Annotated in this window: 15 protein-coding genes and 1 tRNA gene; 4 read left to right on the top strand and 12 right to left on the bottom strand. The window is 65.5% G+C overall.

From position 1 onward, the window contains the following. The first annotated feature begins 19 nt into the window (after positions 1 to 19). Together ABD875_RS01840 and ABD875_RS01845 are read left to right on the top strand one after the other, a co-directional pair. Entirely contained in the window at positions 20 to 538 is a 519-nt protein-coding gene (locus tag ABD875_RS01840; protein ID WP_345170763.1) for a DinB family protein, read from the top strand. A gap of 121 nt (positions 539 to 659) precedes the next feature. Beyond that, a tRNA-Pro gene (locus tag ABD875_RS01845) sits at positions 660 to 733 on the top strand. 209 nt (positions 734 to 942) lie between these two features. Here ABD875_RS01845 and ABD875_RS01850 read toward each other — a convergent pair. Beyond that, positions 943 to 1,785, bottom strand: coding sequence for an IS3 family transposase (locus ABD875_RS01850; RefSeq protein ID WP_345170764.1), 843 nt, complete (start codon positions 1,783 to 1,785; stop codon positions 943 to 945). Positions 1,786 to 1,832: 47 nt separating this feature from the next. Then, positions 1,833 to 2,120: a transposase gene (locus tag ABD875_RS01855; RefSeq protein ID WP_345170765.1), complete on the bottom strand. Its 288-nt coding sequence runs from the start codon at positions 2,118 to 2,120 to the stop codon at positions 1,833 to 1,835. Between the two features lie 439 nt (positions 2,121 to 2,559). On the opposite strand from ABD875_RS01855, the gene ABD875_RS01860 reads away from it, so the two are divergent. Together ABD875_RS01860 and ABD875_RS01865 are read left to right on the top strand one after the other, a co-directional pair. Then, positions 2,560 to 3,342: a hypothetical protein gene (locus ABD875_RS01860; protein WP_345170766.1), complete on the top strand. Its 783-nt coding sequence runs from the start codon at positions 2,560 to 2,562 to the stop codon at positions 3,340 to 3,342. After that, the gene (locus ABD875_RS01865; protein ID WP_345170767.1) at positions 3,339 to 4,022 is read left to right on the top strand and encodes a hypothetical protein; all 684 of its coding nucleotides are present in this window, start codon (positions 3,339 to 3,341) and stop codon (positions 4,020 to 4,022) included. Before ABD875_RS01860 ends, ABD875_RS01865 begins: the two co-directional genes overlap by 4 nt. Before the next feature lie 242 nt (positions 4,023 to 4,264). On the opposite strand, the gene ABD875_RS01870 is transcribed toward ABD875_RS01865, so the two are convergent. The 10 genes from ABD875_RS01870 to gadC all read right to left on the bottom strand — a co-directional run bounded on the left by ABD875_RS01870 (position 4,265) and on the right by gadC (position 13,686). Continuing rightward, the gene (locus tag ABD875_RS01870) at positions 4,265 to 4,849 is read right to left on the bottom strand and encodes a hypothetical protein (RefSeq protein WP_345170768.1); all 585 of its coding nucleotides are present in this window, start codon (positions 4,847 to 4,849) and stop codon (positions 4,265 to 4,267) included. Continuing rightward, on the bottom strand, positions 4,849 to 5,298 hold the full coding sequence (locus tag ABD875_RS01875; RefSeq protein WP_345170769.1) for a hypothetical protein: 450 nt from the start codon (positions 5,296 to 5,298) through the stop codon (positions 4,849 to 4,851). The genes ABD875_RS01870 and ABD875_RS01875 overlap by 1 nt, the downstream gene beginning before the upstream one ends. Further along, positions 5,285 to 6,043, bottom strand: coding sequence for a nucleotidyltransferase domain-containing protein (locus ABD875_RS01880; RefSeq protein WP_345170770.1), 759 nt, complete (start codon positions 6,041 to 6,043; stop codon positions 5,285 to 5,287). The genes ABD875_RS01875 and ABD875_RS01880 overlap by 14 nt, the downstream gene beginning before the upstream one ends. A 547-nt stretch (positions 6,044 to 6,590) precedes the next feature. Further along, the gene (locus ABD875_RS01885; RefSeq protein WP_345170771.1) at positions 6,591 to 7,133 is read right to left on the bottom strand and encodes a hypothetical protein; all 543 of its coding nucleotides are present in this window, start codon (positions 7,131 to 7,133) and stop codon (positions 6,591 to 6,593) included. A 271-nt stretch (positions 7,134 to 7,404) separates the two neighbouring features. Next, positions 7,405 to 8,547: an SPFH domain-containing protein gene (locus tag ABD875_RS01890; protein WP_345170772.1), complete on the bottom strand. Its 1,143-nt coding sequence runs from the start codon at positions 8,545 to 8,547 to the stop codon at positions 7,405 to 7,407. Positions 8,548 to 8,634: 87 nt separating this feature from the next. Beyond that, positions 8,635 to 9,267: a hypothetical protein gene (locus ABD875_RS01895; RefSeq protein WP_345170773.1), complete on the bottom strand. Its 633-nt coding sequence runs from the start codon at positions 9,265 to 9,267 to the stop codon at positions 8,635 to 8,637. Between the two features lie 319 nt (positions 9,268 to 9,586). Continuing rightward, a complete protein-coding gene (locus ABD875_RS01900; RefSeq protein WP_345170774.1) occupies positions 9,587 to 10,423 on the bottom strand; it encodes an alpha/beta fold hydrolase in 837 nt (278 codons plus the stop codon). A 6-nt stretch (positions 10,424 to 10,429) separates the two neighbouring features. Continuing rightward, the gene (locus tag ABD875_RS01905) at positions 10,430 to 11,776 is read right to left on the bottom strand and encodes a dipeptidase (RefSeq protein WP_345170775.1); all 1,347 of its coding nucleotides are present in this window, start codon (positions 11,774 to 11,776) and stop codon (positions 10,430 to 10,432) included. 3 nt (positions 11,777 to 11,779) lie between these two features. After that, positions 11,780 to 12,229, bottom strand: a complete 450-nt coding sequence (locus ABD875_RS01910) for a hypothetical protein (RefSeq protein ID WP_345170776.1) — start codon at positions 12,227 to 12,229, stop codon at positions 11,780 to 11,782. Further along, a complete protein-coding gene (gene gadC / locus ABD875_RS01915; protein WP_345170777.1) occupies positions 12,226 to 13,686 on the bottom strand; it encodes a glutamate/gamma-aminobutyrate antiporter GadC in 1,461 nt (486 codons plus the stop codon). The genes ABD875_RS01910 and gadC overlap by 4 nt, the downstream gene beginning before the upstream one ends. Positions 13,687 to 13,697: the final 11 nt, after the last annotated feature.

Genomic DNA, 13,697 nt, shown 5'->3' on the forward strand with positions numbered 1-13,697 from the left:
GCTCCGTAGCGTTCCGGTCATGACGAACTCCGAGCGCGACGACCTCCTCGACCTCCTCACCAAGCACCGGGAGCTGTTCCGGTTCACCGTCCAGGGCCTCTCCGACGAGGCCGCCCGCACCACGCCGACCGTGAGCGCGCTGTCGCTGGGCGGCCTCATCAAGCACGTCACCTTGGTGGAGCGAAACTGGGCCGACTTCGTGGTCAACGGGGCGGCGAACCAGCCGGACTGGGCCAACGTCGACTGGAGCAACCCGCCGCCCGAGGTCGTCGCCTTCCAGCAGGCGTTCGTGATGCGCGAGGACGAGGCGCTCGCCGATCTGCTGGAGACCTATGCCGAGGTCGCCGCAGCCACCGACGAGCTGGTGCGGACCGTCGACCTCGACGCCGCCCACCCGCTGCCCGCGGCCCCGTGGAGTCCCGCGACCACCTGGACGGCGCGCCGCGCGATCATCCACATCGCCCTCGAGACCGCCCAGCACGCCGGCCACGCCGACATCATCCGCGAGACCATCGACGGCCAGAAGTCGATGGGCTGACCGCTGTCGTGCAGTCGTGATGCTGAGAGTGCGCTCGGGCGCACGCCGGGCAGCACGACCCGATTCCGCCACCGGCGCCCGGCTGCGATAAGGTTCCTGCGGTCCTGATGAGGGACCGATTCGGGCTGTGGCGCAGCTTGGTAGCGCACTTGACTGGGGGTCAAGGGGTCGCAGGTTCAAATCCTGTCAGCCCGACCGAATGCCTACGGAGTTTCCGCAGGTCAGAGCAACGAAGGGTGCTTGCCGACAACCGTCGGTAAGCACCCTTCGTTCGTTCCTCTCACGGGGCTCTCACAAGCGCCCCCGATTCCGGGGCGTGCGACGGTGAGTCCTCATATCCAACGCACCATCAGAATGCAATGGAGGAGCCTGACCCGGTTCTCCGGACACGGATGGTGTGGTGATCATGCCGCGCCGTTGGCGGCGGTGTGAAGGCGTTGTTGCTGCCAGTGGTGCTCGTAGTCGACCGGACTGAGCATTCCGATCGCGGTGTGCCGGCGCCGGGGGTTGTACCAGGCCTCGATCCACTCGAAGATCGCTGCGCCGAGCTGCTCGGGGCTGTCCCACACGGCGCGAGTGTCGAGCAGTTCACGTTGCATGGTCGACCAGAACGACTCGATCATCGAGTTGTCCACCGAAGAGGCGACCCGTCCCATGGATCCGAGCAGGCCGGCGTCACGCAGCCGGTGCCCGAAGACCCAGGACGTGTACTGGCTGCCCCTGTCGGCATGCACCACGGTGCCGGGCTCGGGGCGGCGGCGCCAGATCGCCATCTGCAGGGCGTCGACGACCAGCTCCGAACGCATGTGGTCGGCGATCGACCAGCCCACGACCTGCCGGGTGAACACGTCGAGCACCGCGGCGCAGTAGACCTTCCCGGCGCGCGTCGGGTGCTCGGTGATGTCGGTGCACCACAACAGATCCGGTCCAGCGGCGACGAACCGGCGTTGCACCAGGTCCTGGTGGACCGCCTCAGCGGGCCGGTGGCGACGCTTGTGCCGGTGGCTGATCCCGCGCCGGCTGGTCATCCGCAGCAGCCTCGCGACGCGTTTGCGGCCGACCCGCAGCCCCATCCCGAGCGACAGCTCGGCATGCACCCGCGGTGCCCCGTAGGAACACCGCGACATCCGATGGATGTCGACGATCGTGTTCGCCAGATAGGCGTCCTCGAGGTCCCGGTTCGACGGTGGCCGGTCACGCCACTCGTAGTAGCCCGACCGCGAAACGTTCAAGACCCGGCAGGCCACCGCGACGTCGAAGTCGTCCGCGGCGAGCTCCTGGACCAGCCGGAACCCTATTCTGGGAGCACGTTCTCCTGCGCGAAGTAGGCCGAAGCGCGCTTGAGGATCTCGATCTCCATCTGCTGGCGCCGGTTCTCCCGACGCAGCCGAACCAACTCTTCGCGCTCGCTGGTCGACAAGCCCTCCTTGCGACCGGAGTCCACATCGTCCTGGGCAATCCAGCGCCGCAGACCGGACTCGCTGATCCCCAGATCCTTCGCGACCTGGGCCACCGACGCACCAGGCTGACGAGCCAGGTCGAGTGCCCTGCGACGGAACTCGGGCGGGTGAGGTGCAGGCATCTTCGAACTCCCTTCCTGCAGCGATCATCGCTACAGATCAGGTGTCCGGGCTACCGGGTCAGGCTCCTCGTGGTCATGCCCCTGCTGATCGATCACCGGCGGTGGATGGAGGGTTCACTCGAGCGGCTTGCCACGCAGAGGCAAGGGCTGAGTCGTTCCATCCGCCCACATAGCGTCCGGCTAGACGTGCAGCAGCTGTTAAGTCTGGGCTCGCGCCCTCGTGGACCGCCTTCGCGAGGTCATTTCTGATGTCGCCAGCCAGGAGATCTCTATAGATCGAGCGACCACTCTTGCCCGATTGGTGCGCAGCAGTCACGCGACGGTATGTCGCACCCTGGTTCGAGGTCGAGCGAGCGCGGCGAGGCTGGCCGCCGGACAGATAGTGCTTGAATGCTGGGGCAAGTTGGCGCGAAGGCATGGCAGGCGGTGAGTCGTAACGATGCAAAGCACCGTGGTGGACGCGGTTAAGCGTGAGATCGTCGACTACGCGACGGCGGGCCTTAACCGCTTGCTGGAGGTGGATGAAGGCCGCTACGTCATCAAGTACGTCCCCAGTGCGTGGGCGATGCAGTACACCGTCTCTGGTCGCCTGAAGGTCTCGCAGACTCCGGCACTCACGTGGGGCACGGGCACCTACGTCAGCCCGATCTTGCACCCACTCTCTACGGCGCTTTATGGCAGGTGCGGGCTGGTAGCGCGCGCTGACGATGCCCCGGCATGGCGAGTGTTCGACGCACGCAAGGCGTCAGCGCAGGCTGCGTATGTCAATTGGGTTCGTTCCCAGCCGATATTTCACGATCTAGTGCTCACGGTTCACGCCACGTACACGAACCACTTCCTGCGAGACCTATTCAGGGCAACGTTCCAGATTGACTGCGTGCTCTTCCGGCCCGATCAGGCGGCCGACCTGCATACAGACACGCTTAATGACACGTGGCTTCTAGTCACGGACTGGGACTCGCACGGTGGCATCGATCCCACGTTTAGCACTCGGCTCCGCGACGCGAGATTCTCGGTCCTGCTGGACGAGGAGTTCGACCTGCTTGAAGACGGCCTGCCGATTCGGGCAGCGGACAGGAAACTCGAGGCTGCGACTGTAAGGCGCCTGTCCAGGCACGGGACCCCTGTCGCGCATGCTCGGGCTGATCTGCCTCAGCTTTCGTTGGATATCGTCAATCAATACGTGCAGGACGGCTTCGTGCACGTGTACATAGAGCCATGAGCGGCCTGCTGCGACTCGCCAACGAGTTCCTTGAGCGGATGATGAACCCGTCGTACGGGCCGCTGTTGAACGACGAGTACGCCATGCGGCTCGGCGAGCTTCTTGCGGACGAGCACACGTCCGATCAGCTCGCCCAGGAGGCGACTCGTCTGACTAGGGTTGACGAGCTGTCAGCGCATACCTGGCTCTGGCTACTAGGCCAACCGCAGGCGGACGCGATCGATCGAGGACTGCTAGGGTACCTGTGTATCGAGTTCGAGGCGGCGGCTTTCAGAGCCAGAGTCATCGACAGCGCGCTGCGCGACAACCCGCGCCTCGAACCGGGTGAGGTATACGTCTCTGGACGCCAGTCGATCCAGGAACTTGAGAACGTATGGCTGCGGGACCTCGTCGCAACCGTGGTACAGCTGGGAGACGATTCAGAGGGCACTCAAGCGCCCTCCTCCGATTCGGCTGGCAACTTCCGCGGACCCGACCCCTATAACGCACAGAGCATGCTCGTCGCGCTGCTCTCTGTGGGCCGGCGCGACTGCCACGAGGCGGCCGCCGCACTACTGCACCATGAGTGGGCCGGTCAGGACGCTCTGCTGCGATCCTTCGACAGCCGAATGACCTCGATGGATGAAGCCTCTCAAACCCAATGGACTCGTCTGCGACCGGGTCGGGGGCTGCAGGACTAGGTCTCATCTGACCTTCCTTGCCGGACAGCTTCGCACTCACGCTTCCGCCAATCTGGGCCATGTGGCCAACGCGACCGCACGCGGCGCAGTGACCGCCGAGAGCGCTCCTCGTGACTGGATCGTTCTCAGGACGACGTCCGACGTTGCAGGTCGCGGCACGGTCCCCTTGTAAGGCGGACAACTCGGAACCAGCGGGCACCCGCTCTACCCGGCCGACATGTCATCTTGGCCGCGGGACTGAGTCACCCGTCGTGTCTATGGTGCCATTCGCGCGAGGGATCCTGATCCGGCTGCGGTGAATCCGACGCAAGCACCCCTGTGGCCAGTAGAAGTGCGACCACCGTCGATAGGCCGAGCATGCTGATGTAGAGCGTTCGATACAAAATCGTCGGCCGGGCGTTCCACCAGCGGTTGATGCCGAATCCCGATCGAAAGCCTCGGAACAGTCCGAAATGTTCTCCACGCAGCGTCACGCGGAAGCGGTCCACCACGCCGGGGTCATCCTTGGCCCTGCTGATCGCGTTGTAGTAGGCGGACATCAAGGTCTCGCATGCACGCGCATGCACGGATGCTTCCGCGTAGAGCCATCCGTAGTAGGCGTCTAGGACCCAGAAGATGGCTGCAACCACACACGCGAGGACGGCAAGGGAGGCGAGTTGCTGCTGAAGGGCAACCCCGAGGAGCGCCAGCCATACTGTGACGGCAATTCCTCGAACTGCGGTGCTCGTCGCGATGACACCCCGAATGAACTCGTTGGTCATCTCTAAGTCGAGTTCGACCAGCCGGAGACGCTCTGCATCCTCAAACTCCTCGAACCGGTGGCCCATTAAAGGTCCCCGATCTTGGATACCGCGTCGGCGAGGGTCGCGGAAAGGGCTGCCGGCGCCGAATCGGCGGACAGGTGATGTGCCCATGCTTGAGTTGCGATCAGAATTCGATTGAGCAGTGCGACGGCCTCGTCAAAGTCGACGACGTATCCATCGTAGTTGCCCTGAGATTCTCTAACGAGATCGCAGAATTCTTCAAACGAAACCAGGATCAGTCTAATCTCGGTCATGGCGTGTGTATCAGGCAGCGAATCGACGAACGCCACGGCTCGTTTCTTCCCCTCGGAGTTGAACCCCCGGATGTTGTGTCCCAGGGCGCCGAAGAACTGGTCGAAGAACGACTCCCCGAACGTGATGACGGCAGAGTCGCTCCTCATGGGCTCGCCGGCACGTGCCTCGACGACGATGTCGTCAATGAATTCGAATACGCTCGGATCAACGTTTGGCATCGTAGATCTCGCGTGCGGCCAGTACGCGCAGGACGGCTTCCCTAGCTTCAAGTGTCCGTGATTCGGCGGCTGAGCCGATCGGGTCGAACGGGAGTTCAACCACGGCATCGGCATGTCTGACGTAGTCGTAGAACGGCTCGAGAGACCTAATTGTTCGAATGTCGTCGGCCAAAGCTGGGTCGAGGTGCTGGAGTTTGGCGAACGCTTTGGTCTGATCGAATTCGAGCTCGCCGTGCCTCGACAGTCGCGCGAGCACAGCTACACGCCCGACACTGTAAAGGTGGGCCAATGGAAAGAGCATGCGACCGCCAAACCGATCGATATGGGCGTATCGCGTGAGGTATTGCTGTGACCGTTCTACCTCGTAGTCGACGGAGACAGGGATCTCAGTTTGGAGGATGGCAGTTAGCGTGCCTTGGGGATCATGAAGAACCACGCTTTCGCGTCGTAGGTGAGCCGCGAACCGCGACCACTGGCGAAGCCGCTCCTCGAGCGCGTTCACCGTGTAGGTCGACAGTGACAGATCCGGGTGGGTCAGCGGGCTCGGCTTGTCTCGAGTAAGCATCGAGGAACGCACGCGAGCACCCTTCACCAGAACTAGGAGGTCTACGTCACTGTGCTCGTCCGCGTCGCCGCGTGCGACAGATCCGTAGAGTGCGACTGCCAGCACCGAGGGGAAGTCTGCCAACGCGAGCGCAGCAGCGTCAGCGATGCTGCGCTTGCGGATCGCCGGACTCTCGGTCACGGTTCAGATCGTAAGCGTTGGCGCCGACAACGTGTCCCAACGAGCGCGTTTGGCGGCCCAGGAATGGTGCCGGTCTTCGACGAGATTCAGCCGTCAGCCGTCAGCCGTCAGCCGTCAGCCGTCAGCCGTCAGCCAGTGGTCCGGCGTTGCCATTGCGTCGGCGATCCATGCCAATTTGCGGTGGTGCGCCGATCGCCAATCACGTCCGGCAAAGGGCCGGGGGCTTGTCAGGGCGGCGCCTGCATCACTGCGACCACCGTCGCTGCGGTTGAATCAAAGGTCGGGCGGTCGTCGGTGGGCGGGGCGGCTGGCGAAGTCGCCCCTCGAGTTGCTACAAGATGTGGGCCATAGCCTGGCGGCGTGCCAGTCCGGACACTTCCGCGGCGCCCACGTCGCCGACGCCAACGGGTGCAAGGGGAGCGCCAAGACCGCGTCATAGTGGAGCGTATCTACCACTGGCTGTCTGCTCGCCCTACGCACCTCAGGTTTACTTCGGCCCATCCGATCTCCCGCACGACGAAGAAGCGGTCTTGCGTGTCCTGTGCGGCTACCGCCGCTTGCCGCCCTCAAAGCTGCCGGGGACAAGGTGATCCATGGCGTCCCGTCGCTCGCGATAAGTGACTTGCCCGCCTCCGCTGCACTCGGTCACGCCAGTGCGCGTCGCCTTTGTGTGGGCGTCCACGGTCCAGTCGCTCGCCTTCAGCGTGAAGGCCACGCTCTGCAAGCACACTGGGCACTTCCGGATTCGGGTAGGCGCCGCCTTCTTTGCCTCGTCGCCGATCTTGCCCTTGCTGGTTGCTCTACCGGTCTTCTTGTACTTGCACTTGATGCACTTGCCCAGCGCGTCTTCGAATGAGAGCACTGACTTCTGCTTGTTGCAGACCGGGCAGACCTTCGTCTGAACGGGTGCTGCGACCTTGGCGCTTTTGCCGTAGCCCTGTGCGCAGCGCGGTCGCTCTGGCGGAGCCGTCTGGGTCATCTGAGCGTGCACGTACGCCTCACAGGTTGCATGGAGGGCGAGGTACTCCTCGGCTGCCGCAAGCTCGTCAGGCGTGGGCGATCCGTCCGCAGCATCCACGAGTTCCCGCATCCGACGAATCTTGCGTCGGTGAGCGGGCTGCAAGCGGTAGGCATAGCCCATTCTCCGAGGTCCTTCCCTGTCAGGTCCGTCCCATCGACGGTGCTGCAAGAGAAGCACACGCTCCCGACACAAGACACCGGTTCCGGGAAGTTCTGAGCCAGAGAGGTGCCGATTCGGGCTCGGAGAGCATTGGTGTTTGTGAATCGCCCGGGTCCGGCGGCGCTTACGACGCCGGTGGCCATACGTACCGAGGCGGGTCGGGCCTCTCGCGTCAGTTGGGTCACATCCGCCCGAGTACATCTTGCTGTTTTGCAGCGTATTGCTCGGGAGTGATCAGACCCTGATCAAACATTTCCTTCAGCTGTCCTAGCACGGCAACCGGGTCTGATTTCGCCGGTGCAGTTGGAGCGGTCTGCTGGTTCAATCCGGCGACGGTTCCACCTGCGGCACCAAGACCCATCGCAAGTCCCAACATCCCAGCGCCACCCTCACCGCTCTCGGCCATGGCTATGGCCGAGTCGGCGATCGTTGTCTGCGTGTACGCGTTGCCGATGCCGCCACCCAGCATCAGGCCCTTGTTGTACTTGTCCATGAGGTCGCGCGACGCGTCGTCGTACTCGACTGAGCTGATCGCAGCCGCGACCACTTCGAGGCCAAACCGCTCGAGCCATGAACCGCTAGGTCCGCCCTCGTTGGTGAGTGCTGCGGCCAACTCAGGTCCGTGCGAGGCAAGCGACGCGATGTCAGTCGTGCGAGACAAGGACTGGATTGCTGCTTGGAACGCGGTTAGGAACTCCTGACGGAGTTGTCCGCTCGCGGCCTCATCGGCCAGTGAGTAGAACTGGAAGTTGCCAGGGAGGAAGTTGCGGAAGAACCGAATTGGGTCAACCACCCGCACTGAGTACTGACCTCGTGCCCTTAGACGCAGAACCGGAGCCTGGCCGGCACCTTCTGGAACGAGCGAGAAGTCTCTGTAGGGAAGTAACCCGGGAGTGCCGAATTGGAGGTTACGGATCTCCCGCAGGTTCACGTAGTAGATGAGCTGCTGCTGGGCCGGCTGCCCCCCGAACTTGATTCGCTCCCAGGACTGACGGATGAGCGACTCACGCAGACCGGATCCATTGAAGATCGACGGCTGGCCATCGTTGTAGAAGACGAAGTACCCAGGCTCGGTCGACACGCTTGCGATCTCGCCGCCATCGGTGATGATCACAGCGGAATTCTCGGGTACGACAACGCGAGAGCCATCGGAGATCACGTTGGCGGAAGCCGACCGATTGCTACCCCGACCGCGGTTGCTCTCCTGAAAGAACCCGGGAGCGACTACGGTCTGCTCATCGAAGGTAGGAGCGACGAAGAAGTCACGCCACTGGTCGGCGAGAGTTCCGCCTACCGCACCAACTGCCGCGCTGACCAGTCCCATAGCGTCCCGCCTTCATCAGTCCAATGAGTATGTAGTGAGTCGAGGTTCCGGCGCCGTCGCCCTTGCCTCGCAGCGTAGGTGAGAGGCTCAGGGAGTATTCAGGACCAGCGGCGTGCCACACGCGACGCAGGCACGTGTGATGCCCACGATCAACTCGTTGTGCGCCCCGCACAATTGACAGGCCACAACTGTTTTGTGCGAGCTCTTCGGCAGGTATTTCGTGCTGACGACCCGCTCCGAGTTGTAGTCGATGTAGAAGTCACCGATCACGCCAGCATCAATCATGCCTTGGATGTCGCGGTAAACGGTGGAACTGTTCAGCCTTGTCTTGGCTGCAATCTCCTGGACGGTCATGACCTCGATGCCGGTCAAGATCGCTAGATACTTTCTCTGGGCCGCTTCTCGGCGCGAGCGCTTGACGAACAAGTACACGCACAGCGCCGCGATTGCGAGCAGGACGAGCCCGATGAACAGGAGCAGCAGCCGAGTTCCCAAAGGAACCTCCGTCGTGGTTGTCGTCTCGTCCTTCCACCACAGGTGACCCGAGGTCTCCGTTTTGGTGGTCTCGGTGTCGAAGGACAGCCCGAACAGAACCGCCCCGACGATTCCGAAGATCACCGCCGCGAGCGCGAGCCAGTAACGCTTCAGCGAACTCGCCATGTGTTCGCGCCGACGGTCCGCGCGCTCCGCCTCCGTCGACAGGTACTCCCACACATTCACGCCCGAGATCCTAGATCGCCCGAGGGGACGTTCGCTTGCGTATGGAGATGGGGCCGCCTGGTACCCGCCACGCCAGCAGACCTCTCACGGGATCTCTCACAGACGGCCCGGCACCGCTTGTCACTGGATGGGGCGCGGAGCGCATGCCGCACGCTGCAAACAAGGGGCGCCGACACTGCCTGGCACGCGCCGGCACGCAGCGGACTGCTCTGGGGGTCAAGGGGTCGCAGGTTCAAATCCTGTCAGCCCGACCGAAGAAGCAGCAGCGAGAAGCCGTCCTCCACGCGGAGGACGGCTTCCGTGTTTCGGGGTCGTGCGGTCAGCCGCTGAGGTGCGCGCGGACGGCGGCCTGGACGTCGGCGACATCCGGGCCGAGCCACGCCGAGACGTGGGTGCCGCTCTCGAGCGTCATCAGGCGCGAGGAGGGCAGGCGCCCGTCGGCGTGGACGCTGTGCTCGTACGGCACGTCCGCGTCGCCGCGCGCGTGGACCAGCAGCACCGGCGCGGTCACGTCGCCGAGGGGGAGGTCGAGCGCGGCGTACTGGTCCATGTCGTTGTCGAAGCCATGGCGCCGCGGGCCGGTGATCGTGTCGAAGAGGCCGAGCGCGAACGCGCGCTGCTCCTCGTCGTCGAGGACCTGCGCGGTGATCTCCTTGACGTCGTGCCGCGAGAGGTCGCCCTCCTCGGAGAGCAGCATCTTGACCGCGGTCCTCGGTGCGCCGTCGGCGAGCTTGCCGACCAGCCAGCTGCCGAAGCGGTTCATCAGCAGCTTCTCCTCGGCCATGCCGACCCGGCGCTTCAGACCGACCTCGTACGTCGTGCTGACGGCCGCGATCGCGACCACGGCGCCCACGCGGTCGGGGTGTCGCGCGGCGAGGAGGTACGCCGACGGCCCGCCACCCGACCAGCACGCGACGTCGAAGCGGTCGATGCCCAGGGAGTCCATCAGGCCGATCAGGAGCTCGGCCTGCTGGGCCGGCGTGCGGGCGTCGTCGGTGAGCGGCGTGCCCCGGTAGCCGGGTCGCGACGGCGCGACCACGCGGTGCGAGTCGGTCAGGAACCGGGTCATCAGCTCGCCCTGGTCGCAGCCACCGGGGGACCCGTGGACGAAGAGGACCGCCGGACCGGCGCCCAGGTCGACGTGCTCGATGGCCATGGTGCGCTAACCGCCGTACCGGCTGAGGAACAACGCCTCGGCGATCGCCATCCGCTCGATCTCGCCCGGGTCCACGCTCTCGTTCGGCGCGTGGATCAGGCAGGCCGGCTCCTCGACACCCATCAGGATCAGCTCGGCGTCGGGGTAGGTGTCCGCCAGGACGTTGCACAGCGGGATCGAGCCACCCTGGCCGAGGAAGGACATCGGCGTGCCGTAGGCGTCGCCCATGGCCGCCGCGATCGCCTGGTACGCCGGTCCGTCGGTGACCGCGCGGAACGGTGAGCCGGTCGCCTCGACCTCGACGTCGACCTCGACGCCCCAGGGGGCGTGGCCCTTCAGGTGCGCTACGAGCGCCTGCTCGGCCTCACCGGGCGTGGTGCCGGGCGGGATGCGCAGGTTCAGCCGCGCGGCGGCGTCCGGAGTGATGGCCGCGGCCGAGCCGACCACGGGGGAGCAGTCGATCCCGAGCACGGTCAGCGCCGGGCGCGCCCACAGCATGTCCGAGACCGTTCCGGAGCCGAGCAAGGCGCCACCCTCGACGATGCCCGCGTCGGAGCGGAAGTCGTCGGGCGGGTACGGCGCTCCCTCCCACTGCTGGGTGTTGTCCAGCCCGTCGATCGTCGTGTTGCCCTGCTCGTCGCGCAGCGACGCGAGGATCTCGATGAGCGCGGCGAGGGCGTCCGGGGCAGGCCCGCCGAACATGCCCGAGTGGATCTCGGAGGCGAGCGCCTTCACGCGCACCACGACGTTCACCATGCCGCGCAGGCTGACCGTGACCGCAGGCTTCCCGACCGCGGCGTTGCCGGTGTCGCAGACCAGGATCGTGTCGGCCCGCAGCAGGTCGGTGTGGTCGGGCAGGAACTCCTCCAGCCCGCCGGTGCCCATCTCCTCCGAGCCCTCCACGACCAGCTTGAGGTTCACCGGGACGTCGTCACCCAGCGCGCGCAGCGCAGTCAGGTGCATCACGATGTTGCCCTTGCAGTCGGCCGTCCCGCGGCCGAACCAGCGCCCGTCCTTCTCGGTGAGCTCGAACGGCGGGGTGTGCCAGGCCGCCTCGTCCAGCGGCGGCTGCACGTCGTAGTGCGCGTACAGCAGCACGGTCGGGGCGTCCGGGTCGCCGCACGGGCGGGAGCCGACGACGGCCATGCTGCCGTCCGGTGTCTCCTCGAGGCGGGCGTCGGCGAAGCCGCGCTCGGCGAAGGCCTCCAGGACCCACCGGGCCGCGCTGGCGCACTCCTCGGGCGGGTACTGCCGCGGGTCGGCGACGGACTTCATCGCGACCAGCTCGGTGAGGTCCGCACGGGCGCGCGGCATCAGGTCCTGTACGGCGGCCCGGACGGTGTCGAGGTCCATCGGCTACTCGTCGACCAGGTCGTTGTCGAAGTCGAGGTCGTCGACGAACTCCCGGAACTCCTCGAGCTCCTCGGGGCAGTAGACGGAGATGATCGCGAGCTCGCCCTGGACCGAGATGCCGGCGGCGACGCTCGGCCGCGCGCCCGGTCCGCCGGAGCCGTTGAAGATCATCTGCCGCAGCGTCGCCTGCTTCAGGGCTGCGTTGGGGTCGGCGCAGGTGGCGCCGCCGTCGTCGCCGAGCACGCCGACGATCACGTCCTTGTCCGGCGCGTCGTACCCGGCCTCCTCGATCACCGAGATGAGCTCGTCGGCCTTCTGGCTCGCCTCCTCGGAGTTCTCGTGGCCGCGGTAGACGACCAGGCCGACCACCACGAGTGCGATCAGGACGACCGCGATGACGCCGTAGATGAGGCGGCGCTTCTCGTCTGTGCTGGGGGAGTCGTACACGCTCATGCCGACACCTCCTCGGTCTCGGGCTGCTTCCAGCTGGGCTTGCGGAGCTTGTAGAAGAGGAACGGCACGAGCAGACCGAGGCCGAGCGCGCCGCCGCCGACGACCAGGAAGTAGGTGCCCGGGCTGCCGCCGCCGAACTGGGCCGGCGGGACGAAGCCGATGAGCAGGGCCGCGAGAGAGGCCGCGAAGCCCACGCCGCACAGGCCCACCAGCATCGGCGCGCGGTAGCCACGCTCGTGGTCGGGCTGGTTCCGCCGCAGCCGCACCGCGGCGATGAACATCAACAGGTAGACGATCAGGTAGACCTGCGTCGTGATCACGGAGAACATCCAGTACGCACTGGACACGTCGGGGATCAGCGCGTACCCGAGGGCGATGAACGTGGTCACGATGCCCTGGGTGACCAGGATGTTCTGCGGCGCGCCGTGCTTGTTGAGCTTCTGCAGGAACGGCGGCAGGTAGCCCTCCTGGCGCGAGATCATCAGCAGGCCCTTCGAGGGGCCGGCGAGCCAGGTGAGCATGCCGCCCAGCGACGCGGCGACCAGCATGATGCCGAAGATCGGTGTCAGCCACTGCGCCCCGAAGTTCGCGAACACCGCGTCGAAGGCCTGCATGACACCGGCCGTCAGGGAGAGCTCGTCTGCAGGCACGATCCAGGCGATCGCCAGCGCGGGCAGGATGAAGATCACGAGCACCAGCCCCATGGCCAGGAACATCGCCCGCGGGAACTCCTTGGCCGGATTCTTCAGTGAGCCGACGTGCACGGCGTTCATCTCCATGCCGGAGTACGACAGGAAGTTGTTGACGATCAGCACCAGGCTGGAGAGTCCCGCCCAGGCGGGCAGCAGGTGGCTGGAGTCCATCGGAGCGGCCGACTCGTTGCCCTGGCCGAGGAAGACCATGCCGAGGATCACCAGCACGGCGCCTGGGATCAGCGTGCCGATGACGAGTCCGGCGCTGGCGAGCCCGGCGACCCCGGCGGTGCCCCGCGAGGACACCCAGACCCCGGTCCAGTAGACGACGACGATCACCGACGCGGTCCACACCCCGCTCGACGCGAGCTCGGGGTTGATGACGTAGGCGAGCGTGCTCGCCACGAACCCGAGCAGGCTCGGGTAGTAGAAGATCGTCATCGCGAACTGGCACCAGACGGCGAGGAAGCCCATCGGCTTCGAGATGCCTTCCGAGACCCAGTTGTAGACGCCGCCCTTCCAGCCCGAGGCCAGCTCGGCCGACACGAGCGAGGTGGGCAGGAGGAACACGATCGCCGGGACGACGTACAGGAACACGCACGCCAGTCCGTAGACGGCCATCGTCGGCGCGGCCCGCAGGCTGGCGACCGAGCTGGTCGTCATCATGGCGAGCGCGATCCAGGAGATCCAGTGCGTTGCCGGGATCGCTCTGCGCGCTCCCGCCTCCGCCGGAACGCCCTCGGCGGGGACGTCCATGGTGCTCATCGCATCCTCCT

It is taken from the genome of Nocardioides caricicola (assembly GCF_039541135.1).
GTDB lineage: Bacteria > Actinomycetota > Actinomycetes > Propionibacteriales > Nocardioidaceae > Nocardioides > Nocardioides caricicola.